This is a genomic window from Amphibacillus xylanus NBRC 15112, assembly GCF_000307165.1.
Classification (GTDB): Bacteria; Bacillota; Bacilli; order Bacillales; family Amphibacillaceae; genus Amphibacillus; species Amphibacillus xylanus.
This window is the reverse complement of sequence record NC_018704.1, coordinates 1,108,320-1,133,259: the sequence shown is the minus strand read 5'-3', so window position 1 is coordinate 1,133,259 and position 24,940 is coordinate 1,108,320. Positions and strand designations below refer to the sequence as shown.

25 protein-coding genes, 1 other RNA gene, 1 pseudogene and 1 other annotated feature are annotated in these 24,940 nt (G+C 34.8%); of the genes and pseudogenes, 7 read left to right on the top strand and 20 right to left on the bottom strand.

Annotated elements, in window-relative coordinates:
• Positions 1-13 precede the first annotated feature (13 nt).
• Positions 14-1,123 carry a ribosome biogenesis GTPase YqeH gene (gene yqeH / locus AXY_RS05570; RefSeq protein ID WP_015009818.1) on the bottom strand — a complete coding sequence of 370 codons (1,110 nt, stop codon included), beginning with the start codon at positions 1,121-1,123 and terminating at the stop codon, positions 14-16.
• The gene (locus AXY_RS05565; RefSeq protein ID WP_015009817.1) at positions 1,111-1,626 is read right to left on the bottom strand and encodes a YqeG family HAD IIIA-type phosphatase; all 516 of its coding nucleotides are present in this window, start codon (positions 1,624-1,626) and stop codon (positions 1,111-1,113) included. The genes yqeH and AXY_RS05565 overlap by 13 nt, the downstream gene beginning before the upstream one ends.
• A 369-nt stretch (positions 1,627-1,995) precedes the next feature.
• Here AXY_RS05565 and AXY_RS12560 point away from each other — a divergent pair, with 369 nt between their 5' ends.
• Together AXY_RS12560 and sigK are read left to right on the top strand one after the other, a co-directional pair.
• Complete coding sequence (locus AXY_RS12560) at positions 1,996-2,151, top strand: sporulation histidine kinase inhibitor Sda (RefSeq protein WP_015009816.1); 156 nt, start codon at positions 1,996-1,998, stop codon at positions 2,149-2,151.
• Between the two features lie 89 nt (positions 2,152-2,240).
• Positions 2,241-2,942, top strand: a complete 702-nt coding sequence (sigK, locus tag AXY_RS05560; RefSeq protein WP_015009815.1) for an RNA polymerase sporulation sigma factor SigK — start codon at positions 2,241-2,243, stop codon at positions 2,940-2,942.
• 36 nt (positions 2,943-2,978) lie between these two features.
• Here the strand turns inward: sigK and mtnN are convergent, their stop codons facing one another.
• The 5 genes from mtnN to mltG all read right to left on the bottom strand — a co-directional run bounded on the left by mtnN (position 2,979) and on the right by mltG (position 7,188).
• Positions 2,979-3,668: a 5'-methylthioadenosine/S-adenosylhomocysteine nucleosidase gene (gene mtnN / locus AXY_RS05555; RefSeq protein WP_015009814.1), complete on the bottom strand. Its 690-nt coding sequence runs from the start codon at positions 3,666-3,668 to the stop codon at positions 2,979-2,981.
• A gap of 17 nt (positions 3,669-3,685) precedes the next feature.
• A complete protein-coding gene (locus AXY_RS05550) occupies positions 3,686-4,372 on the bottom strand; it encodes a YrrS family protein (RefSeq protein WP_015009813.1) in 687 nt (228 codons plus the stop codon).
• 187 nt (positions 4,373-4,559) lie between these two features.
• The gene (greA, locus tag AXY_RS05545; protein WP_015009812.1) at positions 4,560-5,036 is read right to left on the bottom strand and encodes a transcription elongation factor GreA; all 477 of its coding nucleotides are present in this window, start codon (positions 5,034-5,036) and stop codon (positions 4,560-4,562) included.
• Between the two features lie 239 nt (positions 5,037-5,275).
• Positions 5,276-5,917 carry an O-methyltransferase gene (locus AXY_RS05540; RefSeq protein ID WP_015009811.1) on the bottom strand — a complete coding sequence of 214 codons (642 nt, stop codon included), beginning with the start codon at positions 5,915-5,917 and terminating at the stop codon, positions 5,276-5,278.
• Between the two features lie 62 nt (positions 5,918-5,979).
• Positions 5,980-7,188: an endolytic transglycosylase MltG gene (gene mltG, locus AXY_RS05535; RefSeq protein ID WP_015009810.1), complete on the bottom strand. Its 1,209-nt coding sequence runs from the start codon at positions 7,186-7,188 to the stop codon at positions 5,980-5,982.
• A gap of 179 nt (positions 7,189-7,367) precedes the next feature.
• Here mltG and AXY_RS05530 point away from each other — a divergent pair, with 179 nt between their 5' ends.
• Positions 7,368-9,332: an elongation factor G gene (locus AXY_RS05530; RefSeq protein WP_015009809.1), complete on the top strand. Its 1,965-nt coding sequence runs from the start codon at positions 7,368-7,370 to the stop codon at positions 9,330-9,332.
• Between the two features lie 235 nt (positions 9,333-9,567).
• On the opposite strand, the gene AXY_RS13185 is transcribed toward AXY_RS05530, so the two are convergent.
• The 8 genes from AXY_RS13185 to recD2 all read right to left on the bottom strand — a co-directional run bounded on the left by AXY_RS13185 (position 9,568) and on the right by recD2 (position 17,605).
• Positions 9,568-9,651, bottom strand: coding sequence for a putative holin-like toxin (locus AXY_RS13185; RefSeq protein ID WP_407919036.1), 84 nt, complete (start codon positions 9,649-9,651; stop codon positions 9,568-9,570).
• Between the two features lie 191 nt (positions 9,652-9,842).
• Entirely contained in the window at positions 9,843-10,127 is a 285-nt protein-coding gene (locus AXY_RS05525) for a DUF1292 domain-containing protein (RefSeq protein ID WP_015009808.1), read from the bottom strand.
• Positions 10,128-10,140: 13 nt separating this feature from the next.
• Positions 10,141-10,557 (bottom strand): Holliday junction resolvase RuvX, encoded by a 417-nt coding sequence (gene ruvX, locus AXY_RS05520; protein WP_015009807.1) that lies wholly within the window; start codon positions 10,555-10,557, stop codon positions 10,141-10,143.
• Position 10,558: 1 nt separating this feature from the next.
• A complete protein-coding gene (locus AXY_RS05515) occupies positions 10,559-10,825 on the bottom strand; it encodes an IreB family regulatory phosphoprotein (protein WP_015009806.1) in 267 nt (88 codons plus the stop codon).
• A 91-nt stretch (positions 10,826-10,916) separates the two neighbouring features.
• Positions 10,917-13,550, bottom strand: a complete 2,634-nt coding sequence (alaS, locus tag AXY_RS05510) for an alanine--tRNA ligase (RefSeq protein ID WP_015009805.1) — start codon at positions 13,548-13,550, stop codon at positions 10,917-10,919.
• A 77-nt stretch (positions 13,551-13,627) separates the two neighbouring features.
• Positions 13,628-13,835: a binding site (T-box leader), on the bottom strand.
• 102 nt (positions 13,836-13,937) lie between these two features.
• A complete protein-coding gene (locus tag AXY_RS05505) occupies positions 13,938-15,047 on the bottom strand; it encodes an AI-2E family transporter (protein WP_155835471.1) in 1,110 nt (369 codons plus the stop codon).
• A complete protein-coding gene (locus tag AXY_RS05500) occupies positions 15,010-15,195 on the bottom strand; it encodes a hypothetical protein (protein WP_015009803.1) in 186 nt (61 codons plus the stop codon). The genes AXY_RS05505 and AXY_RS05500 overlap by 38 nt, the downstream gene beginning before the upstream one ends.
• Before the next feature lie 76 nt (positions 15,196-15,271).
• Entirely contained in the window at positions 15,272-17,605 is a 2,334-nt protein-coding gene (gene recD2, locus AXY_RS05495; RefSeq protein ID WP_015009802.1) for an SF1B family DNA helicase RecD2, read from the bottom strand.
• Between the two features lie 313 nt (positions 17,606-17,918).
• Here recD2 and AXY_RS05490 point away from each other — a divergent pair.
• A pseudogene (locus AXY_RS05490) lies at positions 17,919-18,430 on the top strand (DUF3231 family protein).
• A gap of 69 nt (positions 18,431-18,499) precedes the next feature.
• Here AXY_RS05490 and AXY_RS05485 read toward each other — a convergent pair.
• Complete coding sequence (locus AXY_RS05485; protein ID WP_015009799.1) at positions 18,500-18,706, bottom strand: hypothetical protein; 207 nt, start codon at positions 18,704-18,706, stop codon at positions 18,500-18,502.
• 185 nt (positions 18,707-18,891) lie between these two features.
• Here AXY_RS05485 and AXY_RS05480 point away from each other — a divergent pair, with 185 nt between their 5' ends.
• Positions 18,892-19,380: a pyridoxamine 5'-phosphate oxidase family protein gene (locus AXY_RS05480; RefSeq protein ID WP_015009798.1), complete on the top strand. Its 489-nt coding sequence runs from the start codon at positions 18,892-18,894 to the stop codon at positions 19,378-19,380.
• Positions 19,381-19,495: 115 nt separating this feature from the next.
• Here AXY_RS05480 and mnmA read toward each other — a convergent pair whose 3' ends face one another.
• Genes mnmA through cymR form a run of 3 tightly spaced genes read right to left on the bottom strand, consistent with a single transcriptional unit; the run spans position 19,496 to position 22,213 of the window.
• Positions 19,496-20,605 carry a tRNA 2-thiouridine(34) synthase MnmA gene (gene mnmA, locus AXY_RS05475; protein ID WP_015009797.1) on the bottom strand — a complete coding sequence of 370 codons (1,110 nt, stop codon included), beginning with the start codon at positions 20,603-20,605 and terminating at the stop codon, positions 19,496-19,498.
• Positions 20,606-20,623: 18 nt separating this feature from the next.
• Positions 20,624-21,766: a cysteine desulfurase family protein gene (locus AXY_RS05470; RefSeq protein WP_015009796.1), complete on the bottom strand. Its 1,143-nt coding sequence runs from the start codon at positions 21,764-21,766 to the stop codon at positions 20,624-20,626.
• 27 nt (positions 21,767-21,793) lie between these two features.
• Entirely contained in the window at positions 21,794-22,213 is a 420-nt protein-coding gene (gene cymR / locus AXY_RS05465) for a cysteine metabolism transcriptional regulator CymR (RefSeq protein WP_015009795.1), read from the bottom strand.
• Positions 22,214-22,607: 394 nt separating this feature from the next.
• On the opposite strand from cymR, the gene AXY_RS05460 reads away from it, so the two are divergent.
• A complete protein-coding gene (locus tag AXY_RS05460; RefSeq protein WP_015009794.1) occupies positions 22,608-23,879 on the top strand; it encodes a replication-associated recombination protein A in 1,272 nt (423 codons plus the stop codon).
• A 91-nt stretch (positions 23,880-23,970) separates the two neighbouring features.
• The gene (locus tag AXY_RS05455; RefSeq protein ID WP_015009793.1) at positions 23,971-24,633 is read left to right on the top strand and encodes an RsfA family transcriptional regulator; all 663 of its coding nucleotides are present in this window, start codon (positions 23,971-23,973) and stop codon (positions 24,631-24,633) included.
• A 77-nt stretch (positions 24,634-24,710) separates the two neighbouring features.
• On the opposite strand, the gene ssrS is transcribed toward AXY_RS05455, so the two are convergent.
• Positions 24,711-24,894, bottom strand: a non-coding RNA gene (ssrS, locus tag AXY_RS12390) — 6S RNA.
• Positions 24,895-24,940 lie beyond the last annotated feature (46 nt).

Sequence of the window (24,940 nt, the reverse complement as noted above, 5' to 3'; positions counted from 1 at the left end):
ATCTCACCTCCAGTTAAATGATTGAATTACGTCTTGAAACCGGCACATCAAAAGGACTGTGTACAGCAACTGTAGCTGGTTCCCCTGATAATGAAATCCAACCTAATCCCGGAAAGACGAGATCAACCTTTTCACCAGAAAGTTTAATTGTCTGCTCTACCAATTTAGGATAATCCTTAGCTGTATTTTCTCCTGGTGGTGTTAGCATAGTCCCTAAATGATCAAGATATAACTGATCAGCTTTTTCTAGTTTTGTTCGGTGAAGCTCGACTCGGTTTGGGAAATAACAAGTAAACGATTGACGTTCCCCTTTAATAAAATCAAATCGGGCTAGTCCACCAATAAAAAGCGTTTGCTGGCTATTCAATTGATATGTTCTTGGCTTAATTTCTTTATTAGGCGTAATTAACTTAATATCTTCCTTAGCTAAATAGTGAACTAACTGTCCACGATTAACAACACCAGGTGTATCATATAAAGATGAATGATCATCTAAAGGTATATCAATAAACCCTAATGTTGTACCTGGGAAGTAAGAAGTCGTAATTGCATCTTTTGTACCAACAGAATCATTAATTAAATAATTTATAAAAGTTGACTTACCAACATTCGTACTTCCAACGACATATACATCTTGTCCTTCGCGGTGATATTCAATCGCTTGTTTAACTTCATCAAAACCTTGCCCTGTTTTTGCTGAGATTAAATATACATCTTGAACAGTAACACCGAGATCTGCTGCTTCTTTTTTGATCCATTGTCTAACACGGCTCAAATTTGTTGACTTTGGTAAGAGATCAACTTTATTTCCAATAATAATAACTTTATTATTCCCTGTTAAACGATGTAAGCCTCTAATAAAACTTCCATTGAAGTCAAAAATATCGACCATTTTTACAATTAGACTTTTTGTATTCGCAATCTGGCTTACCATTTGTAAAAAGTCACCGTCTGTGTACGGTACGTCTTGAACTTCATTATAATTCTTTAAGCGAAAACATCTCTGACAAATAATAACTTCATTCTCAAGTGCTGAATTAGGCACATAGCCTGGTTCTTGTTTATTTTCCGTTTGAATGGCGACTCCACAGCCTTGGCAAAATAATTCTTCTATTTTTCCCATTTTAATAACCCCTGTTTCTCTAATTTATGTAGAATAATTCGTTCAATTCGTCGATTAAATTTAGTAATTTTATCATCGGTCTCTACAATTGGTACAACTAAAATCGTCGGAAAGCCTGCTCGATTGCCTCCGAGAACATCCGTCATAACTTGATCACCGATTACAACAACTTCATGTCGTTCTAAATTCATCATTTTAGCCGCTTTAACAAATGAACGCTTTAACGGCTTTTTAGCTTGGTAAACAAACGGACGCTTTAAAGGGGTTGAAAAAAGTTCAACTCGATCTTTTTTATTATTTGAAATAATCGTTACAGCAATACCATGATCCTCCATATCTTTAAACCATTGATGCACTCGATCATTGGCATGCGCTTCATTCCAAGCAACTAATGTATTATCAAGATCGGTAATAATACCTTTAATACCTTTTTCAATTAAATCTTTAGGTTGAATCTCGAAAATACTTTTAACATATTCATCTGGTAAAAACAATTTCAACAAAGACTGTCCACCCCTATTTATATTTAAGTTATGGTTTTACCTTACCATCATAAACAATTTAGCGGTTAGTTTCAAAATATTTTCATAAAAAAATGCGTAATTAATATTATATGTTAAGAAAAACGGCATTTATGCGAAAGAATCGTTCGACAAATTCTATTATTTTTCGCATCTGTGGATAAGTCTATTCACAAAGAAATCATTGATAAATTAATCTTATCAATAAAATATTAACAGATATCCACAACTTATCTACAAGTTATGTACAGGTTATGTAGATAATAATCAACTTGTGTCGTATGTGAAATAATGTTAAAGTAAGCATATGGAAACAAGGTCAGCATTCACAAGAAACAGGAGGGATTATAAATGGATAAGCTAACAAATGAATTGTTACTTGAATGTTATGAAAAAGCAGTCGAACTCAATTTAGATGAAGCTTTTATTCGTTTAATCGAACAAGAAATTTACAGCCGATCGCTGACCCACATGATCTCAGGTTTTTCTCATATAAGAAATAATTAATCGTAAATATAGTTGGACAGACACTTTTTCATTTTCATTTTCATAAAGTGATGATATAGGCTTTTGTCTAAATTTATGGAGGTGAAAAAATGTCTGCCATATTAAGTGCTCTTTCCATGTTAATTAAAGATGCGCTTTTTTTTGTTTCTTATGTTAAAAATCATGCATTTCCTCAACCACTCAGTCCGGAAGATGAAGCCCTCTATATTCAAAAAATGCTAGATGGCGATCTTGAAGCACGAAATAAATTAATTGAACATAATTTAAGACTTGTTGCCCACTTAGTTAAAAAATTTGATAATACCGGTGAAGATAATGAAGATTTAATCTCAATAGGCACAATAGGCTTAATTAAAGGAATTGAGAGCTTTTCACCTGATCGCGGTACAAAACTTGCTACATATGCAGCAAGATGTATTGAAAATGAAATATTAATGTATTTAAGATCAACAAAGAAATCAAGAAAAGATGTTTCGTTACAAGACCCTATCGGTCAAGATAAGGAAGGTAATGAGATTAGTTTATTTGATATTTTAGAAGCTGAAAACGAAGATATTATTGAGTATATTCAATTAAATATTGAAGTTGCTAAAATTAATAAGTACTTATCTGTACTTGATGATCGGGAAAAACTTGTTTTAATTAGTCGTTACGGACTTGATAATAAAAAAGAGCGGACACAAAAAGAAATTGCCAAAACTCTCAATATCTCACGAAGCTACGTCTCTCGAATTGAGAAAAGAGCACTAATGAAGGTTTTTCATGAATATTATCGACAAGAGAAACGTTAAAAATCCGAGTTGTGTAATAACTCGGATTTTTTTCGATTATAGTTGTTTGACGACTTTAATAATTAATTCAGCAGCATGTCTTGCTGCTTGGTCTATAAATTGATCAAAAGACTGGGCAGATTCTTTGCCAGCAATATCAGATAATGCACGAATGACAACAAACGGTGTTTGATACTGATGACAAACCTGAGCGATAGCAACTGCTTCCATTTCAGCTGCAATCACATCTGGGAACTGTTCTCTAATCTTTTGAACCGCTTCAGGCTTTTGAATAAATGAATCACCTGTTGCAATTAGTCCTTGCTTACAGTTCACTTGATTAATTGATTGAATTGTTTTTTCAACAATATTGATCAAATTTTGGTCAGATTCAAAATATAATGGCATGCTTGGAACTTGTCCATATTGATAATCGAATGCTGTCACATCAACATCATGATGAACCACTCGGTCACTGATTACGATATCACCAATTGATAAGCTCGTATCTAAACCACCTGCAGAACCAGTATTAATAACGGCAGTTGGTTGATAACGTTCATGTAAAATTGTTGTAGCCATAGCTGCATTAACTTTACCAATACCTGATTTTAACAGAACGACTTCTTTTCCTTCTAATTTACCTTGAATAAATCTACTATTTGCAATCATTTCATCTGATTGTACTTCTATTTTTGTTAATAAGAGGGCAATTTCCTCATCCATTGCGCCAATAATAGCTATCATAAATAATTTCCTTCTTTCTATTCTTCACTTGAACTTGGCTGAAAACGATGCATTTGATCATGTTCATAAAGGATATCAACTTGATCAGGACGCCAGCCTTGCTCTTCTACCCACGTAATATAAACCCGAAAATGCTCATCCATCGCAGAATTTGAAAATGTTGCGATCACGCTCTGCGGTCCATTACCTGATACCCATAAATAATACATCTCATCTACATTAACACCTGTCGCTAGTTCAGCTGCCTTCATCATTTCTTTCCAGTCAACCGAGCTTTGCTCCCAAGTAATTTCATGTGGTTCCTCTTGTACCGTTGGAATTGGCTCCCACGTTGATGTATAAGCATACATGACATTTTCATCAGAACTAGCTACAGTTTCTAAAACAAAATCATCCGGATCTTGTTCAACTGGCTGCTCTAAATCAGGTTCTTCATCTTCATCCGATAACTGATCACTAGTGTCTAAATTTTGATCTCCATGATCTCCTTCATCACCTGCTGGACTCTCTGTATCACTATCTTCAGTTGTAACATCTGGATCTCTAAGCGCCGCTTCTTCATTTGAACCACTTAACGCAAGTACAACAACTAAACAGACTGCTAAAGCAAAACCAGCAATAGCAAAGAACAATAACCAACGTGTGTTTTTTCGCTTTTTTTGATATCGATTTAGTCGACTATATGTAGGATATTCACTTTCCATTATTTTATTGCTCCTTTCCTGATCATAATTACATCGTTAATAAATCATGATTCTATATATGAAGTTTATCATAGACAGACTTCAATATGTATACTTAGGTTGAGGTCGAAAACATTTATAAAAAATTAGATGCTAAAAATTGTCAATACATAAAGTAAAAGTGACGAAATTAATCGTCACTTTTAAACTAACGTACAGAAACAATTCTAACTTGCATTTCTCCAGCTGGAGTTGGGACAGTTACCTCTTGGCCAACTTCATGACCTAACAAACTTTTAGCAATTGGTGAATCATTTGAAATCTTACCTTCAAATGGATCAGCTTCAGCACTACCGACAATGATATATTCTTCTTCATCGCCGTCTGGTAACTCTTTAAATACCACAGTTTTTCCTAATGATACAACATTAGGGTTTTCTTCAGTATTTTCAATGATTTTTGAATTACGAATCATCATTTCAATTTGTGAAATACGTGATTCAACAAATGCTTGTTCATCTTTTGCCGCATCATACTCTGAGTTCTCAGAAAGATCGCCAAAATCTCTTGCTATTTTAATCCGCTCAACAACCTCAGGTCGTCTCACAGTTTTTAAATATTCAAGTTCTTTCGTTAATTTTTCTTTCCCCTCTTTAGTCATATAATAACTCTTGTCTACCGCCATTTATAACACTCCTTTTAACAATTTCCCTATCCACATTACTGCTATTCATATTCTATTTATATTATTTCTATGCTCTTTTTTAGCAAAACATGGTTTGCTTTCAAAAGATACTTAATCAATACTATGGCAGAAATTTTGGAAAAATTCAATAGTTTTTTAGAAAAATAAAACGCTTTATTTGTAAAATGATATAAACTTTACTATTTTTTCACCTGTGAAAATCTTAATTAACCTTGACTTTATGGCTTTTTAACCGAAATTGCGATACCATCTCCAATTGGAAAAAACTCTGTATCGTATTCAGTCTGATTAACTAACCATTGATTATACGTGTTAATTTTTTTAGCCAGATTCCCAATTCGTTTAGACGCAGTTTGGGCATTAATAACATAACCATGAAATAGAACATTATCAGTAATAATTACACCATTATCAGTAAGCATAGATGAGTATAGTTCAAAAAAGCGTTGATATTGTCCTTTTGCTGCATCAATAAAAATGACATCATATGGGCCTTGGTATCTTACTTGTTCGGCTACATCAAAAGCATCTCCTTCAATGAGCTCAATTGTTTGATCTTGATTGTACCGATTAAAGTAATACTTAGCCCTTTTTGCACGAGCTTGATCACGTTCAATTGTAATTACTCTTGCGCTTGGTACAGCATCTATCATTTGTAATGCAGAGTAACCTATTGCTGAGCCTATTTCAAGGATTCGATCTGGACGCTTTAATCTAAGCATCTGTTTTAAAAAGTCAATCCCATCACGTTCCATAATAGGAATACGATCTTTAATCGCTTCATCAATCATTTCAACCTGCCAGCTAGTTGGTGGCTGCTTCAATGTATCTAAATATTCCCTAACCTGTTCGTCGTTCAAAAACTTTCCTCCTCAATCTATATAGAAAATCAGGGATAAGCGATTGCTTTTCCCTGATTAGATTATTGTACATCTCGATCTAAATGTTCATTAGCCAATTTTCTATGTTGTTCAAATGTTTCTGAGAAATAAATTTCTCCATCTGGTGCTGCTACGAAAAATTTATAATTCGTTTCAGTTGGGTAGAAAACAGACTCCAATGAGCTAACACCAAAGTTAGAAATTGGACCAATTGGTAAACCATAAACATAATAAGTATTATACGGAGATTCAATCTCTAAATCTTTAAATAGAACCCGATCTTTATGTTGTCCGTGAGCGTACAATACAGTTGGATCCGTTTCTAAACGCATCCCCTCTTCTAAACGATTGTAAAAGACACCTGCAATTAGTTTTCGTTCTTCTTCATTTCGAGCTTCTCTTTCAACTAGAGATGCAAAAGTAATAATATCATGAACTGTAAATTGTTCAAGCTCAAGAATTTCACTATAATACTGTGCAATCACTTCATTAGATTTATCAAGCATCATCTTAACAAGATCGTCAATTTCCGGAACTTCTTCATAGATTGGGTAAGTCGCTGCAAATAAATAACCTTCTAATGGATAGCGAATTTCATCTTGCAAGATTTCTTCAGATAATAAATTTGGATATAAGTCAATTAATCCTCTAATATATTCTTCATCCAACATTAAGTCAATAAACTCTTCAGCATCAATATTTGCATTATTCTCTAATAATGTAGCAATTTCCTCAATCGTTCGTCCTTCAGGAATTGTCACTGTATATAGTGATGGTTTAGCTACAGTACCTGTCTGTAAAAGTTCTGAAATTTCCGCTAGAGTCATCGATGGAGATAGTTTATATTCTCCTGCTTGGAAATTAGCATAATTATTTACTTTAATAAAAAGGCGATACATTAGCTCATTATTAATAATTCCCTCTTCTTCTAAAATAGTAGCAATCCTACTAGTAGAAGAACCTAAAGGAATTTCAACCTCAACAATTTCATCACTCTCTGGATCTACTGGTGATAAGCCTGATGAAATAAAATCATATGCTGACTTTGCACCAATGATAATTAATACTGTAATTATTACGATTAGTCCAAAGACAATTTTCCTAACAATACTTGCATCTCTACAGCGCTCTAGATAATTTTGTTTCCACTTATTTATTGATTTTTCGCTGGATATTTCGTTTGATTCTCCATTATTTTTCGTTTGTAGTTCTTCATCTTTTTGATGATTACGATCATTTGAATTGGACATTATCAGACATCCTCCCCTCATCCGCTACATTATACTATAAAACCATGTCAAATATCTACAAGTAACAATAAATTGTTGTTGAATCTATCTGTTGGTCAAATTAATATTGATATTATCAATCTATTCGATAATCATCTTTTGTTATAATATAGAGTAAGCATAAGTTTAGGAGGTAAGAGATGAACAAAACGATTGGGATACTTGCTCATGTAGATGCAGGTAAAACGACCTTCTCAGAGCAATTACTTTATCATACAAACTCGATTAAAGAACGGGGACGAGTCGATCATCAAAATGCCTTTCTTGATAATCATGAGATTGAGAGAGAACGTGGCATCACAGTTTTTTCTGATCAAGCAAGGTTCAAATTTGGCAATTCAGTTTATTATCTCATCGACACTCCTGGTCATATCGACTTCTCACCAGAAATGGAACGAGCGATCCAAGTGTTGGACTATGCCATTATACTAATTAGTGCGATTGAAGGCATTGAAGGACATACTGAAACTGTTTGGAAATTATTAAAAAAACACAATATCCCGACTTTTTTCTTTATTAATAAGACGGATCGTCAAGGTGCGGACATTGAGCGTGTCTTGTCTGATATTAAAAGCCATTTTACAACAGACGCCTGTGACATAACTTCAAGCTTTCAACAAGAAGAAATGACGGAATCATTAATTGAATTTCTAGCAGAACGAGATGAGACACTCCTTGAAACTTATTTAAATAACGGGTATGACAAACAATTATGGCTTGACTCATTTAAAAACATGATCAATGAAAATAAAGTATTTCCTGTTGGATCAGGTTCAGCATTACAAGACATTGGTATCAAAGAATTTTTCACAAAGTTTGATCAATTAACTGAGACTAATTATGACAATCATGCACCCTTCTCAGGCTATGTCTATAAAATTCGCTATGATCAAAATAATACTCGAATCACATACATAAAAATATTATCTGGTAGTTTACGAGTTCGTGATCAACTAAATTTTGGTGACTCAAACCATTTAATTCAGGAAAAAATTACACAAATGCGCATCTATCATGGTGAAACTTTTGAACAAATAGATGAAGCGGAAGCTGGTCAGATTGTTGCATTAATTGGCCTTTCTACTCCTAAAATCGGTGACTGTGTAGGTGAGCTAAAACAGACATCAACATTTGAGATGGTTCCAATCTTAAAGTCTAAAGTGAATTTTGATTCAAGTATTCCGACTAAAGACATGTTAGCCTGCTTTAGAATTTTAGAAGCTGAAGATCCTTCTTTACAAGTCGTCTGGGAGGAGAAATTTCAACAAATTAACATTCATGTCATGGGTAAAATTCAATTAGAAGTGTTAGAGAAAATTGTAGAGGAACGGTTTAATTACCAGATTTCATTTGAAAAACCTGAAATCATTTATCAAGAAACGATTAACACTACTGTTACAGGCTATGGACATTTTGAACCATGGAAGCACTATGCAGAAGTTCATCTGAAAATTGAGCCAGCTAAACGTGGTTCAGGGATTACTTTTGAGAATCTATGTCACCCGAATGATTTATCGATCGGCAATCAAAATTTAATCCGCAAGCATATATTCGAACGTCATCATCATGGTATTTTGACGGGTTCAACATTAACTGATGTTAAAATTAGCTTATTAACTGGGAGAGCTCATAATCAACACACTAAAGGTGGAGATTTTCGTGAAGCAACATTTCGAGCTTTAAGACAAGGATTAGAACAAGCAGAAAACGTCTTACTAGAGCCATATTATGACTTCACGATAAAAGTTGACTTAGACAAAATCGGAAGAGTAATGGCCGATATTCAGCAAGCGCACGGTACATTTTCGCCTGCTGAGACGGTCGGTGACAAGGCGATTTTGACTGGAAGTGTTCCAGTCGCAACATTTATCGACTATCAACAAATCTTTATGTCATATACTCACGGAAAAGGAATACTAATTCTAAAATATGGCGGTTATGATCTTTGTCACAATTCAGAAGAAGTTATTCAAAGAATTAATTATCAAAAAGATGCTGATCCAGAGTACTCTTCGTCTTCGATCTTTGTTGCAAAAGGTGGTAAGACGAATGTCATACCTTGGTACGAAGCTAAAGCCGCTATGCATGCGCTTTCTAAAAATTAGATAGTCTAAAAAAGGAATAAATCATACGGCTTAAGCTCCCTTCATAGGCTGCCATTTATAGTTTACATTTTCATAAAAAAAGGTATAATAAAATTAGAGATACTAAAAATATAAAAAGGCTGAAGTAGTGCTGCAACACCACTTCAGCCGTTGTGCAATAGCCCTTTAAGGGGGCGACTCACTCATTTAGGTAGAAAAATAACCACCACAAAAAGCTTGTCAGGCCAAGGGGTGGTTATTTTTTATGGTGAAATGACAACACTGCGACAATTAATGTGCTAAAAGAAATCGCAACAACTAATGCTTCATATACTGTCATCCGCTCACCCCCTTTCAAAATAAAAGGGAGAAAGCCACCACCCATAAAAGCCTTATTACACTATTATGATTATACCACAATAAGAACGTACGTTCTATTATGCGTTGTAATAAACTTGATAGAATTCAATAAACCGATAGATTAAATAAATCAAAAAAGGAGCGGCATCTTATTTGCCAGCTCCTCTAATTTTATTCAGGAAATTTCTCGTCAATTAATGTGTTTAGCATTTCTTCAACTAGATCCCACTCTTCATCTGTTTCAATTGCAAATAGCTTGAAGTCATCCTCATTATCTTCTTCTTCATAACGAAATGCGAATACTTCTTGCTCTTCTTCTTCACCCTGTTCAACTGGTACAACAGCAATATATGACGTGTTATTTTCTTCTACATCAAATGTGAAAAGCACTTCAAATAGATGCTCTTCTCCGTTTTCATCAGGAATTATAATGCGTTCTTCTTCAGATAGTGACATAGTCTCTACCTCCTTATTGTTTTCCATTTAAATAGCCTTGCAAAATCATGACTGCTGCCATTTTATCGATTACTTTTCTTCGTTTGTCGCGACTTACGTCAGCTTCTAATAGGACTCGCTCTGCTGCCATAGTTGATAAACGCTCATCCCATAGAATTGTTTTTACTTTAAACTTATCAGTTAAATATTCTGCATATTTTTGTGAGATTTCCCCACGTTCGCCTATTGTACCATTCATATGCTTGGGTAAACCAATTACAATTTCAGATACTTCATACTCACTGATAATTGCTGCGATCGATTGATTGGCAGTCGTAAAATCATTTTCGTTCCATTTAAGTGTTGTCAGGCCTTGTGCGGTCCAACCAAAAGCATCGCTGATAGCCACACCGATTGTCTTTGACCCGACGTCTAATCCCATTACTCTCATATTACTCCTCTTTGTTATGCTCGATATAGAATTTAACAAGCTCCTCGATTAACTCATCACGATCAAGTCTACGAATTAAGTTTCTTGCATCTTTGTACCGTGGAATATAGGCCGGATCACCTGATAATAAGTAACCCACAATTTGATTAATTGGATGATAACCTTTTTCCCTTAATGATTGATAAACAGTCAAGAGTACATCTTTCACATTTTCTTCGATTGGATCTTCAGAGAAACTAAATTTCATCGTTTTATCCATTGAATCCATGCATAACACCCCGCCTTATTCTGTAAATTAGCTTTACATACTCATTCGTTGTCTATCTCTATTATACCTTTAAATTCTTTCAAATAACAAGTTACTTAACTGTTGAAATGAATTTTTTCGCATCTTCTAAAGCTTGTGCTACCATTTCAGGTTTTTTCCCTCCTGCTTGAGCCATGTCTGGACGGCCTCCACCGCCACCGCCACAAATCTCAGCAGCTTGCTTAATTAATTTTCCTGCATGGTATCCTTGCTTAACTAAATCTGCAGAAACCCCTGAAGCTAATTGTACTTTCCCATCATTAACGGCTGCAAGTAAAATTATACCTGATTCTAGCTTTTGTTTTAAGTCATCAACCATTGAGCGCAGTTGATTCATGTCACTCACATTTACTTTTTCAGCTAATACACGAACACCGTTAATTTCCTCAACTTTACCTAGAATTTCGCTCGCTTCATTGTTTGATAATTTCTGCATTAATGATTCGTTTTCACGCTTCACTTGTTTAAGTTCTTGGAATAGTGCTTCCACTTTTTCATTTACTTGAGTTGGTTTTGTTTTTAATAACTGAGCTGACTCAGTTAAAACCTGCTCGCGTTCGTTTGTGTATTCAAAAGCACCTTTACTTGTTACTGCTTCAATTCTACGAATACCTGCACCAATACCTGATTCACTTATTAATTTGAATACGCCTATTTCTGCCGTGTTTTTCACATGGCATCCACCACAAAGTTCTAAACTATAGTCACTGATTTGAACAACTCGGACAATATCACCATACTTTTCTCCAAAGAGCGCCATTGCTCCCATTTCTTTTGCCTCTTCAATTGGATAAAGTCCTGTTGAAACCGGAATTGTCTCCCAGATTTTTTGATTAACTTTTGATTCAATTAATTTTAATTCGTCATCAGTAACTGCGCTAATATGTGAGAAGTCAAATCGTAAGCGTTCTGCTGTTACTAATGAACCAGCTTGGTTTACGTGCTGACCTAACACATCTTTTAATGCTTGGTGTAATAAGTGTGTTGCTGTATGATTTTTTTCAACAAAACGACGTTTAGTATCATCAACATTCACATCAACAAAATCGCCTACTTTTAATTGACCTTTTGTGATTTTAACACGATGTAAATGTTGGCCTTTAGGCGCTTTCTGTGTGTCAAGTACTTGAGCCATTGTCATTTCAGTCATAATTGTTCCTGTATCAGCAATTTGACCACCGCTTTCAGCATAGAAAGGCGTTTTTGCTAATACAACGAGTACTTCATCAGCAGTTGATTCATTAACGAGTTGCTTGTCCTCAATAATTGCCTCAATTGTAGTCGTTAACTGTAGCGTATCGTATCCAACAAACTCACTTGATACAGTTAAGCTTTGATAAACATCATCTTGAACTTGCATTGAATCAACCTTTTGACGAGCCTCTCTAGCTCTTTCACGTTGAAGTTCCATCTCTTGTTCAAAACCTGCTTCATCTATTGTAAAGCCGAATTCAGCAACATATTCTTCTGTCAACTCTTTAGGGAAGCCATACGTATCATAGAGTTTAAATACTTCTTTCCCTGGAATAACTGTTGATTGTTTAGCTTGTTCATCGTTAATAATTGATTCTAAGATGGTGATTCCATCATTTAAAGTTTCATGGAATCGCTCTTCTTCCTTTTGAATGACATTGATTATAAAATCACGTTTTTCTTTAACTTCAGGATAGAAGTCTTTCATGATGTCTCCAACAACATCAACTAATTGATACATAAATGGCTTTTCAATTTGCAATTGTTTCGAAAATCTGACTGCACGACGAATTAAGCGTCGTAATACATAGCCTCTTCCTTCATTAGAAGGTAATGCACCATCACCAACAGCAAAAGCTACTGTACGAATATGATCAGCAATCACTTTGTACGCTGTATCTGTTAAATCATTATCACCATATTTAATTGATGTAATGTTCTCAACTTCATTAATAATAGGTAAAAATAAATCAGTTTCGAAATTCGTTTTTGTTCCTTGAATTACTGAAACGATTCGCTCTAATCCCATTCCTGTATCAATATTTTTCTTAGGTAAAGGTGTGTAAGTATCATCTGGGTTATGGTTATATTGAGAGAACACAAGATTCCAGATTTCTAAATAGCGATCATTTTCTCCACCTGGGTATAGCTCAGGATCATTCGGGTTATTCCCATATGCTTCACCACGATCGTAGAAAATCTCTGTATTAGGTCCACTTGGCCCTTCACCGATATCCCAGAAGTTTTCTTCTAATCGAATAATTCGTTCTTCTGGTAATTGAATAATATCTTTCCAGATTAAAAATGCCTCTTCGTCTTCGGGGTGAACAGTAACAGATAGTAGCTCTGGATTTAATCCAAGCCATTTCTCATCTGTTAGAAACTCCCACGCCCACTCAATCGCTTCTTGTTTAAAGTAATCACCAATTGAAAAGTTACCTAACATTTCAAAAAACGTATGGTGACGCGGTGTATAACCAACATTCTCAATATCGTTTGTTCGGATAGATTTTTGGGCATTTGTAATACGTGGATTCTCCGGAAACATCCGTCCATCAAAATATTTTTTCAACGTAGCTACACCACTATTAATCCATAGTAATGTTGGATCATCTACTGGAATTAATGATGCACTTGGTTCTACTTGATGGCCTTTTTGCTTAAAGAAATCTAAAAACAATTGTCTTACCTCTGATGATGTTAATTGCTTCATCAATTATTCCTCCTGTTTCTATCGACTTAATCTTACTTGAGTACGTGACACTAAAAAACTCTCGTCTCTGCAGTATGTGCAGGGACGAGAGCTATCTTCGCGGTACCACCCTGATTATAGTCTAAAATAGACTATCATCTTTATCACTGTTAACGGTGTGAGCCGACAAGTTTTACTTGTACTCGTAACGAGCTTCTGTAACCCTTCGTTTAATTTATCTTTCAGCCAAGGATAAATCTCTCTAAAAACGGACTGTTACATACTAGTGTTAGTCATTGTTTTTTACTTATGATATCTCATGCTATTATATTGAAAAGTATATCGCCTGTCAATTATAGTACAATTAAATTTCAGCTTTTTTTCATTTAGACTAGATAATCACTCATGTTAAGTCGATTGAAATGGGTTAAATGTGATCACACTTCTTATCACAACTAAAACAGGTACAGCAATAATCATCCCAAAGATTCCTGCTACTTCACTCCCAATTAATAAAACGAGGATAACTAATACAGGATGTGTTCGAAGATTGTACCCTAATATAAAGGGTGATAAGAGATTACTTTCAATAAATTGGACTACTACTATCCCGATTACTAAATAGAGTACGATTTGAGGTGATTGCATCAGTGCGATTAAGACTGCTGGCGCAGCACCTAAAAATGGACCAAAGTAAGGAATGATATTCATGATCATCATGAATATGGCAAGCAAAAATGCAAATTCAATTTTTAGAATTAAGTAAACAATAAACGTGGTAAGTCCAACAAAGAAGCTAATGATTAATTGAGCTCTAATATAGTGTGCTAAATCTTTATTTAAGTGGTAAATTAATTGCTTTGTTTTTTTTAGATAACGCTTTGGAATCCAATTTAAAAATTTCATTTTCATTTTATTTTGATCAAGTAAAAAATAAAACAACAATACAGGTACGACAGCTAAACTAATAAAATATTCACTAATCGCACCCATACTAATCATTTTATTTTCTAACCATGACGAGCTTGATTCAGAAATTACTACAAATAACTCATCAATTTCGTGATGAATTGGGTCAGGTAATACATGTACAACTTCATCGATTCGATTAATCCAGTCACGATAGGTTTCTAATAGATTAGGAACTTGATTAATAAAATGGATCGCTTGTTCACGGATTGTAGGATAAGAGACATACACCAATAAAGTTATCCCAACAATAAATACCGCATAAATGATCAAAATCGCTAACCATCGCGGTATCCATCGGCACGTTAATTTATCCACTATCGGATTTAACACATAAGTCAAGACGATTGCTAATATAAACGGAAGCGAAACTTTAAATATTCCAGATAAAAACTGTCGATAATTCGGAAAGGTCCTTACTATGAGAAATAGAATGATTAAAGTAAGAATAGCTAGCACACCGTAGCGAACTAGCTTTTTAAATAATAAATCCTTGCTGGAAACTTCTTTGTTACTGGACACGGCGTTCCGCTTCAGTGAACAAGTCATCTAATGATAGTAGGCTTCCATCCAAATCAACTTCATCAATATGGAATATATCATGTTTCTTTCTTAACTCAATAAAACAGTTCCAGCAATAATAATGATCTGGTGCTATTTTACCTAAGTTTTTAGATTGACAATTAATACAATGCAAAACAAAAACACCCTTTCATACTTAAGATAATCATATTATGGTACGAAAAGGTGTTGTTTAAACATATATTTTCAGATTAAGTTAAAAAATCATATGGTGATAAATGATGGTCTTCCTCTGTTGCTGAAGCAAGCTTTTCAGCATAATCTTCATCCGTTAATACTTTAGTTAACCGTTCTTTTAAAGTCGTGTTACGAATATTCGTATCCACTTCACGAACACCAGCTAAAAAGGCTGCTTCATTACCACAAATAATCAACGACTTTTTCGCACGGGTTATCGCTGTATACAATAAATTCTTCCTTAGCATCCGACGATAGCTACGATCAACCGGCATAATAATTATCGGAAATTCACTACCTTGTGATTTATGAATTGAAATACAGTAAGCATGTGTAATATTTTTCAAATCATTTCGGTTATATACAACGTCAATATCATCATAAGTGACAACGACTTGTTCTTCTTTTTCAACATTTTCATTTGCTTTAAATATTGCTGTAATTTGTCCAATATCTCCATTAAAAACACCATCTTCAGGTTGATTTACAAGCTGAATAACTTTATCACCTGTTCTAAAAATAGCATCTTTCGTTTTTATCTCTCTTACACTAGATCGTTTAGGATTAACAATCTGCTGAATTTCTTGATTAATCCGATGTATACCAATGTCTGTACGATACATAGGTGCTAGTATTTGCATGTCCTTAATATCTACATCACGTTCTAATGCTTTTTGGACAATTTGCTTCAATGCGTCGATAATGTCATAAGACTGGCACCGTATAAAGTTAAAGTCTTTTGCTCTTGTTAGAGTATTTGATTCAACTCTATCGTGCTTTATTTGGTGGGCAAGCTCAATAATTTTAGAACCTTCCTTTTGTCGATATACTTCTTTAAGCTCTACTGCCTTAATTTGATTCGATGCTAATAAATCTGCAAGAACATGTCCAGGTCCAACAGAAGGCAATTGATCTTGATCCCCAACTAATAATACGTGCATATTCGTAGGAATCGCTTTGAAGAGTTGATTCGCAAGAAAAATATCAACCATGGAAAATTCATCAACAACGATTAAACGGCCTTCCAACTGATTGGCTTCATTTTTTTCAAAGCCATCGCCACCATCCCAGCCTAATAGTCTGTGAATTGTCATTGCTTGTAAGCCTGTTGACTCAGACAATCTTTTCGCAGCCCGCCCTGTTGGTGCTGTTAAAATAAATGGAAATTTTGATTTACTCTCATAGTCAGCTAAATCAAGTGAAACATCATGAATACTGCTAAAAGCTCGAAGGATTCCTTTTATGACTGTTGTTTTCCCTGTTCCAGGTCCACCTGTCAGAATCATGACCTTTTCATGTAAAGCCTGTTGAATCGCTTCGTATTGTTCTTTACCATAGCTAAGCGTTTCTTCTTCTTCAATTTCACCGACTATTTTTAATAACTCTGCCTCTGGAACAGCTTCAATTGGCTCTTGTTTCAAAATTCGCTTAATATGTGTTGAAAAGCCTGCCTCAGCATAATACAGATAAGGTAAATATGCTTTTTCATCGTCAAGAACAATGCTTTCTTCTTCCGCCATCTCTACTAGCTGTTGATTAATTTCCTCATTTGTAATTTGATTTTGAGTAGCATTTAAAAGACGATCAGCTTCTTGGCATAGCTGGTCTACCGGTAAGAACACATGCCCATCTTGCATTGATTCATAAAGTATGTATAAACAGCCAGCGCGAATTCTTGATGGGTGGTTTAATTCGAGTTTATTTTGTCTTGCGATTGTATCAGCTCGATGAAAACCAAATCCTTTAATATCAAACACATATTGATAAGGATTAGACATAAGTAAATCAATCGCTTGATCTTTATAGACCTCATAAATTTTTTGTGCCATTTTAAGACCAATGCCATATTTCGACAAGTGTACAACGACATGATCAAAGCCTTGGTGTTCACTCAACTGTTCGACTAACGTTTTTTTCCGTTCTTCTGTTAATCCAGGTATTTGATCAAGTACTGCTGGATTATCCATAATGGTTTGAATCGCTGTTTCTCCCAATTGATCAACAATTTTTAGTGCTGTTTTTTCACCAATTCCATAAAATAGATCACTTGATAAATAAGCAACAAGTCCCTCTTTTGTGTCTGGTAAGTATCTTTTAAAGTGGCTTACATCGTATTGTAAGCCGAATCGTTTATGTTCAACAATTTTCCCGTAAAACAAATAGGCTTCACCTGGTTGCAGTTCGCTAAAATAGCCTTTTACTACAATTTCAGGCTCTTGATACACTTCATTTGTCTCAAGGATTTTAATTTTTGCAATGGAAAAGTGTTCTGCAGGATTTGAGTAAATCGTATAAACCAATTCTCCTTTAATAAAATTTTCAGTTTGAATTACTAATTGTTCTTCCATCACAAAAAGCTCCTTTATTTTTACCATTCATTTAGATTACTCTTATCATTATAACTGATTTGTGGATGAATTTTAATTAAAGTATTAAGATTGCTCTAAAAGCGCACTTAAATATATTTTTTACTGCCCATAGCTTAATCAAATATTATCATTGTTTTTTCCTAGCAACAACTTGATTAAATATACTTCCTCCCCAATCCTTTCACGTTCATAAATAACTTATAAATGTATGATCAAGCAGTGATTGGTGCACAATAATGTTGTGCGTAAAAGTGAGGTGGCACAATTGATGAACTTAATTAGGAGGATGACAATGGGCGTTTTAAGTGGAAATCCTAAGGATCAGCCGATGCACTATGGTGAAGTCTTTGGTTTATGGTCATTTCTTTTAGCTGCTAAAGGATCAATAGCTGGATTTCAAACAAATTTCAACCATGCAGGTGATGCAGATTTAAAAAAGCTAATAGAAGAAGCAATTCAAGCGCTATAGAAGAGGTCAAGCAGATTGAAGTAATTTTAAAAGCAAACGGTATTGGATTACCCCCAACACCACCCGAGCGTCCTGATGCAATAACAGAAGAGATACCAGCAGGTGCGCGCTTTTCAGACCCTGAAATTGCGGCGATGCTTTCCGCTGATATTGCGAAAGGATTAGTCGCATGTAGTACAATTATGGGACAATCGATCCGTGAAGATATCGCGATGATGTTCGGTCAATTCCACAGTCAAAAGGCAACACTGGGTGGAAAAGCACTAAGAATGAATAAAGAAAAAGGTTGGTTAGTTCCACCACCATTACACTACTTTAGACCAGAAGAAGAATAACTGTTTCAACTCAGAAGGGAACAAGTTTAGTGCTTGTTCCCTTCTTTTATGAGACCTATTGAAAGACGATTATAAAGTTCCTTTAAATCTAGCTGGCTTTTCCACATATTGATCAATGATATAACCACAATCTGTACAAAGTATATATATTACTGCTGATCCCATCCCGAGAATTTTTTTAAATGGATTAAGAACAGCATAACCACTCTGTTTCCCTTTCCCCAAGTCTTTCCCACCACATCTTGGACACTCATGAACCAGATGATTTTGAATCATTTGACGACCTCCAATACAGTTATATTTTTAACCACCCATTAATCAGACAAGATTCATACATTTTTTTAACTAAACATATATCCTAATTATAACATGTATTTCTATTTTTTAGTTTATTCCCTTATTTGCATAAAAGAAGTAGATCGGGAAAAAATACGCTTATAAACGTAATAAGGATGATAACGATGGATAATCAATTTAAACAAGAGGATATTGAAACATTTAGACAATTAATTAAGGGTATTGATATTGCAATGGTGACAACTCAGAGTGAAGAAGGACTTGTTTCTCGACCAATGAAAACCCAAGAAGTTGAATTTGACGGAGACTTATGGTTTTTTACGAAAAAGCAAACAGATAAATATGATGAAATCAAACACGATTCACATGTAAACGTGGCTTATGTTGGTAAATCATATGTTTCCGTTCGTGGAAAAGCTGAAATAGTAGACGATCTTGAGAAGAAAAAAGAATATTGGACCAAAGCACATGAAAAGATTATGCAAACTAATTATGATGATCCAAATGTTATTTTAATCAAGATAAAAGCTGAAGCAGCAGAATATTGGGAAACAGGTAATTTTATAAAAAATATTGCATTTATGTATAAACGCTTGACAGGACAAAAAGCTGAAACAGTTGACATAAACGAAACAATTGAATTAAAAAAATAAAATTTTATGGGTTACGCAAAAAACATGCAACCCTTTGTAACAACTAATTCAGCAACGTGTTTTTAATTTCTAAATAAAAAGGATAAGTAATGCTGATATCCTTTATCAGCATCGCTTATCCCACATAGTCTAATTTTACTTGATCACGGAAGATTTCACTAATTGTCCCGCCACCAAGGCAGACATCTCCATCATAGAAGACGACTGATTGACCTGGTGTAATCGCAGATTGTTGTTCATCAAAATCAACTTGAACTTTACCATCGTCAAGAATCGTTACATGAACATGACTGTCTTTTTGACGGTATCTAAATTTAGCTGTACATTTAAATGACTTATCTTCAGGTTCATTAATCCAGTTAACGTCCTCTGCTATTAATTGATCAGACATTAAATAAATATTATTTTCTTCATTTTCAACTAATAGTACATTTCTTTCTAAATCTTTACCTACTACAAACCATGGGCCACCTGGGCCACCAATTCCTAAGCCTTGACGTTGTCCAATCGTGTAATACATTAAACCATCATGTGTTCCTTTATCAACACCAGACATCGTCTCGATTCGACCTGGCTGAGCCGGCAAATACTCACTTAAGAATGTTTTAAAATCGCGTTCACCAATAAAGCAAATTCCTGTACTATCTTTTTTATTTGCCGTTACTAAACCATGCTCTTTGGCAATTTTACGAACCTCACTCTTATCTAAATGACCGAGTGGGAACATGACTTTTTCCAGCACATCACTTGATAATTGATTTAAAAAGTATGTTTGATCTTTATTTTGATCTGCCCCACGTAAAAGTTCAACTTTATCACCAGTTCGACGTATTTGAGCGTAATGACCTGTTGCTACATAATCAGCTCCAAGTGATAAGGCATGATCTAAAAAGGCTTTAAACTTAATTTCTTTATTACACATCACATCCGGGTTTGGTGTTCGGCCTGATTTATACTCATCTAGGAAATACGTAAATACTTTATCCCAATATTGCTTTTCAAAGTTAACGGCAAAATACGGAATCTCAAGTTGATTAGCAACTCGAATGACATCATCATAATCCTCAGTTGCGGTACAAAATCCGTCTTCATCTGTGTCATCCCAGTTTTTCATAAAAATACCGATGACATCATAGCCTTGTTGTTTTAATAATAATGCAGTGACAGATGAATCAACACCACCACTCATCCCTACTACTACACGTATATCTTTATTTTCTCTCATTTCTGTCCCCTCCCTTCGCTACTTCGTCAATCGTTTAACTACATTTATCACACGTTTTGCCGCTTCAATCATTTGAGCTTCATCGTTAGCAAAACCAAAACTAAAGCGAATTGAATTTTTTGTCTTTGGATGATCTGATCCGTACATCGCAGTTAAAACGTGAGATGCTTCGATTGACCCAGCGGTACAAGCACTTCCACTAGATACGGCAACTCCTTCAAGATCTAAACTCATTAACATTTGTTCAACATTTGTATTGGCAAAACTAATATTTAATATAGTCGGTGCTAATTCTTCAAACTTACCATTAACTGAGAAATCAATGCCTGACTGTTGTAGTTCTTTGTAAAATAAATCTCGATATAATTTATATTTATCATAGGTTTGATAATTATTGGCTTCGATCTGTTCAATTGCTACTCTCATTCCTACAATCCCCGGTAAACTTTCCGTACCTGGTCGCTTCAATCGTTCTTGGTTTCCACCGTGTTGCAGTGCATTAAATTTAACATCTTGCTGTGCATATAGAAAACCAACACCTTTAGGGCCATTTAATTTATGCGCAGATACCGACATTAAATCAACACCAAGTTGTTTGACATCTAACTTTATTAAGCCATAAGCTTGAACCGCATCCGTATGAAAATATGCTTGATGATCCTTTAATACTTTTGCAATCTCTTCAATTGGTTGAATGGTGCCAACCTCATTATTAATCATCATGACTGAAACTAATATAGTATCAGGACGCAATTGTCTAACTACATCTGATGGTTGAACGTACCCAGCTTCATTAACCGGCAAATATGTTACCTCAAAACCAAGAGATTCTAAATGTTCAGCTGCGTGAATATTAGCATGATGTTCAATTGCTGTTGTAATAATATGCTTACCCTTATGTTGGTTGGCAAGTGCAACTCCAATTAATGCAAGGTTATCTGCCTCTGTTCCGCCACTTGTAAAATAGAGTTCCTTCTCATCTGCTCCAATGGATTGTGCTAAGTATCTTCTATTCTCATCTAGGATTGCACGTGCACGACGACCAAACTGATGAATACTGGAAGGGTTGCCGTAAACCTCCCCCATCACTTCTTGCATTGCTTTAATCACATTAGGATGCATCGGTGTAGTCGCTGCGTGGTCTAAATAAATTGGTTCCAATTGTCGTCCCTTCCTTCTCTTGATCAATTAAATGTAAAACATATAAGGCTCATTCTCGTGATCTTCATCATAGTTCGACAAGTCTTCTAGAGTAGTCGTATCAAGTACATCTTTTACCGCATCGCGAATTCTTATCCATAATGATTGTTGAGCGGGTTCTTCATCTTCAATTCCTTCAACAGGAGTTATCGGTCCTTCTAAAGTTCTAATAATATCACCAGCAGTTATTTGATCTGCAGGTTTTGCTAATAAATAGCCTCCGTAAGCACCTCTAATACTTCTTACTAAACCGGCATTTCGCAATGCTGGTACTAGTTGTTCTAAATAATGTTCTGATAAATCATGATTTTTAGCGATACTTTTTAATGATATCGGAGTTTGCTCTTTATTTTTTGCTAAATCGATCATAATTGTAAGACCATAACGGCCCTTAGTAGATATTTTCATGTTAAAAACGCTCCTTTATTGAAACAAAATTGCCTAGATAAATCAATCTTTCGACTGCTTATTACATTATAACATGAATATTCGTTATCACTTGCATTTCAAGATTAAACTACGTACGATAAAGACAATTAAGTTATTCTGATTTATAACAGCAAATGTTTGTTATTTTAAATGATTTTGCCTTCAAAAGTCAAGTCAGACTGCTTACTCAAACGTCCAACTCGTAATCTAATAGACATTTCTTACAAATATATACTTTAGTAAGAATTAACTTAGTAGTTATCATATCTGTACAATGATAAAATCTACGTTAAATGAAGTTACCATTATTACAATATCATTATTTTTATTACATATTTAATCGGCAATAATTTTTAGTAAAGGAGTTTTCATCATGGCAAAACAACCTCTCGCCTTTCGTTTAAGGCCTAAACATATTGGAGAAATTATTGGGCAAAAGCATCTTGTCGGTGAAGGAAAGATGATTGAACGGATGGTTAGTGCAAAACGATTAGCTTCAATGATTCTATTTGGGCCTCCAGGAACAGGTAAAACTTCAATGGCCATCGCGTTAGCGAAATCTATCGGTTTAAGATATAAAATTCTTAATGCCGTCATAGATAAAAAGAAAGATATGGAAATTGCAGTTGAAGAAGCAAAAATGTTCGGTTCCCTTGTCATTATTTTAGATGAGGTTCATCGCTTAGATAAGGCAAAACAAGATTTTCTTTTACCACATCTTGAGAGTAATCTAATTACATTAATCGGCTGCACAACTAGTAATCCATATCACTCTATTAATCCTGCAATTCGAAGTCGTGTGCATTTATTTGAACTAAATAAATTATCAGTAACAGAGGTACAAGAAGCATTAACTAGAGCGATTAATGATAAGGATGAAGGATTAGGCAATATGAAGATTAAAATCACTGATGAGGCTCTTGAGCATTTCGCTAATGCATCTGGTGGTGATTTACGCGCTGCTCTTAACGGATTAGAATTAGCCGCCTTCTCTACTAAGAAATCAGCTGATGATACAATCGTCATCGATCTTTCTGTTGCAGAAGCATGTATGCAGAAAAAAAGCTTCAATCACGATAAAGGTGGCGATGCTCATTACGATGTCCTGTCTGCTTTTCAAAAATCAATTAGAGGAAGCGATGTTAACGCAGCATTACACTATCTGGCTCGACTAATTGAAGCTGGGGATTTAGATAGTATTGCCAGAAGAATGACGGTCATAGCTTATGAAGATATTGGGCTAGCTAATCCATCTGCTGGTATGCGCACACTTGCTGCAATTGAAGCAGCAGAGCGTGTTGGTTTTCCAGAAGCAAGAATTCCATTATCTGTTGCATTAGTTGAATTATGTTTATCGCCTAAATCGAACTCCGCCTATAAAGCTCTTGATCAAGCGATCTATGATGTTAGGAATAGTGATATTGGCGACATTCCACCACATCTTAAAGACAGCCATTATTATGGTGCAAGTAAGTTAGGTCGAGGAATTGGTTACAAATATCCTCATGATTATCCAGGTGCATGGGTTAAACAGGATTACTTACCTGAACCACTAAGAAATAAAAAGTATTATCAACCAGTTGAAACAGGTAAATTTGAACGTGCATTAAAGCAAATATATGATCAAATTAATAATTATGAATAAATTTAACAAACATTGACCATACTTTCCTTATAGATAGCCTACTGATCTTTTAAAAAATAATAATAAAATAATAGTAGTCAGGAGTGAGAGTATGGCAAAGGTTAGACAAGATGCATGGTCACATGAGGATGACCTTTTATTAGCTGAAACGGTTTTACGACATATCCGACAAGGTAGTACTCAATTAAACGCCTTTGAAGAAGTTGGTGACAAGTTAAATCGAACATCAGCTGCATGTGGATTTAGATGGAATGCCGAAGTTAGACAAAACTATGAACAAGCCGTAGATATTGCTAAACGACAACGAAAAGAAAACAAACGAAAGCAACTATTAGCACAAAAGAAAAAAATATCACAAGCTCAGTTATATCAACCAACAGTATCAGTTGGAGATGACAAGAATACTAGTTCATTAACTGAGCAAGCAGTTAACTCTACACAATTACTAGATTTAGATCATGTAATAAATTTTTTAATTGAATTAAAACATAAAAACATTCAATCTAATCAACAACATGCAAACTATCAAAAACTAGAAACAGAGCATCGTGAGCTACTAAACGAAAATGAACAACTTAAAAAGCAAGTCAAATCATTAGAAAAACAAGTAGAAACGATTCAAGAAGATTATCAAGCATTTCTGCAAATTATGGACCGCGCCCGGAAAATGGTCGTTTTTGAAGATGATGATGATACGAAAATGCCTACATTCGTTATGGACAAAAACGGTAACTTAGAGCAGGTTGCACGTTAACTTAATCAAAAACACATTCTAAACATAAAAACGCATTCACCAAATTGAGTGAATGCGTAATTTTTTTATATCTATGTATTAATCCCGATCGTGCCGTCTCCTAAAAAAAGTTTTGAACCCGCTCGTAAGCAGGTGGGTGTCTTATTCATTACTTTTTACGTCCTACTAAATAGGCTTGTAAGCCATAACGAAACAGTCAGACTCCCGAATTTATAATGTTCGGTCAAAACATAATAAATTCAACGAACACATCAGGATTAACTCATAAGTTATCTTTAACTTATGCATTTATGTTATCACATCTTTT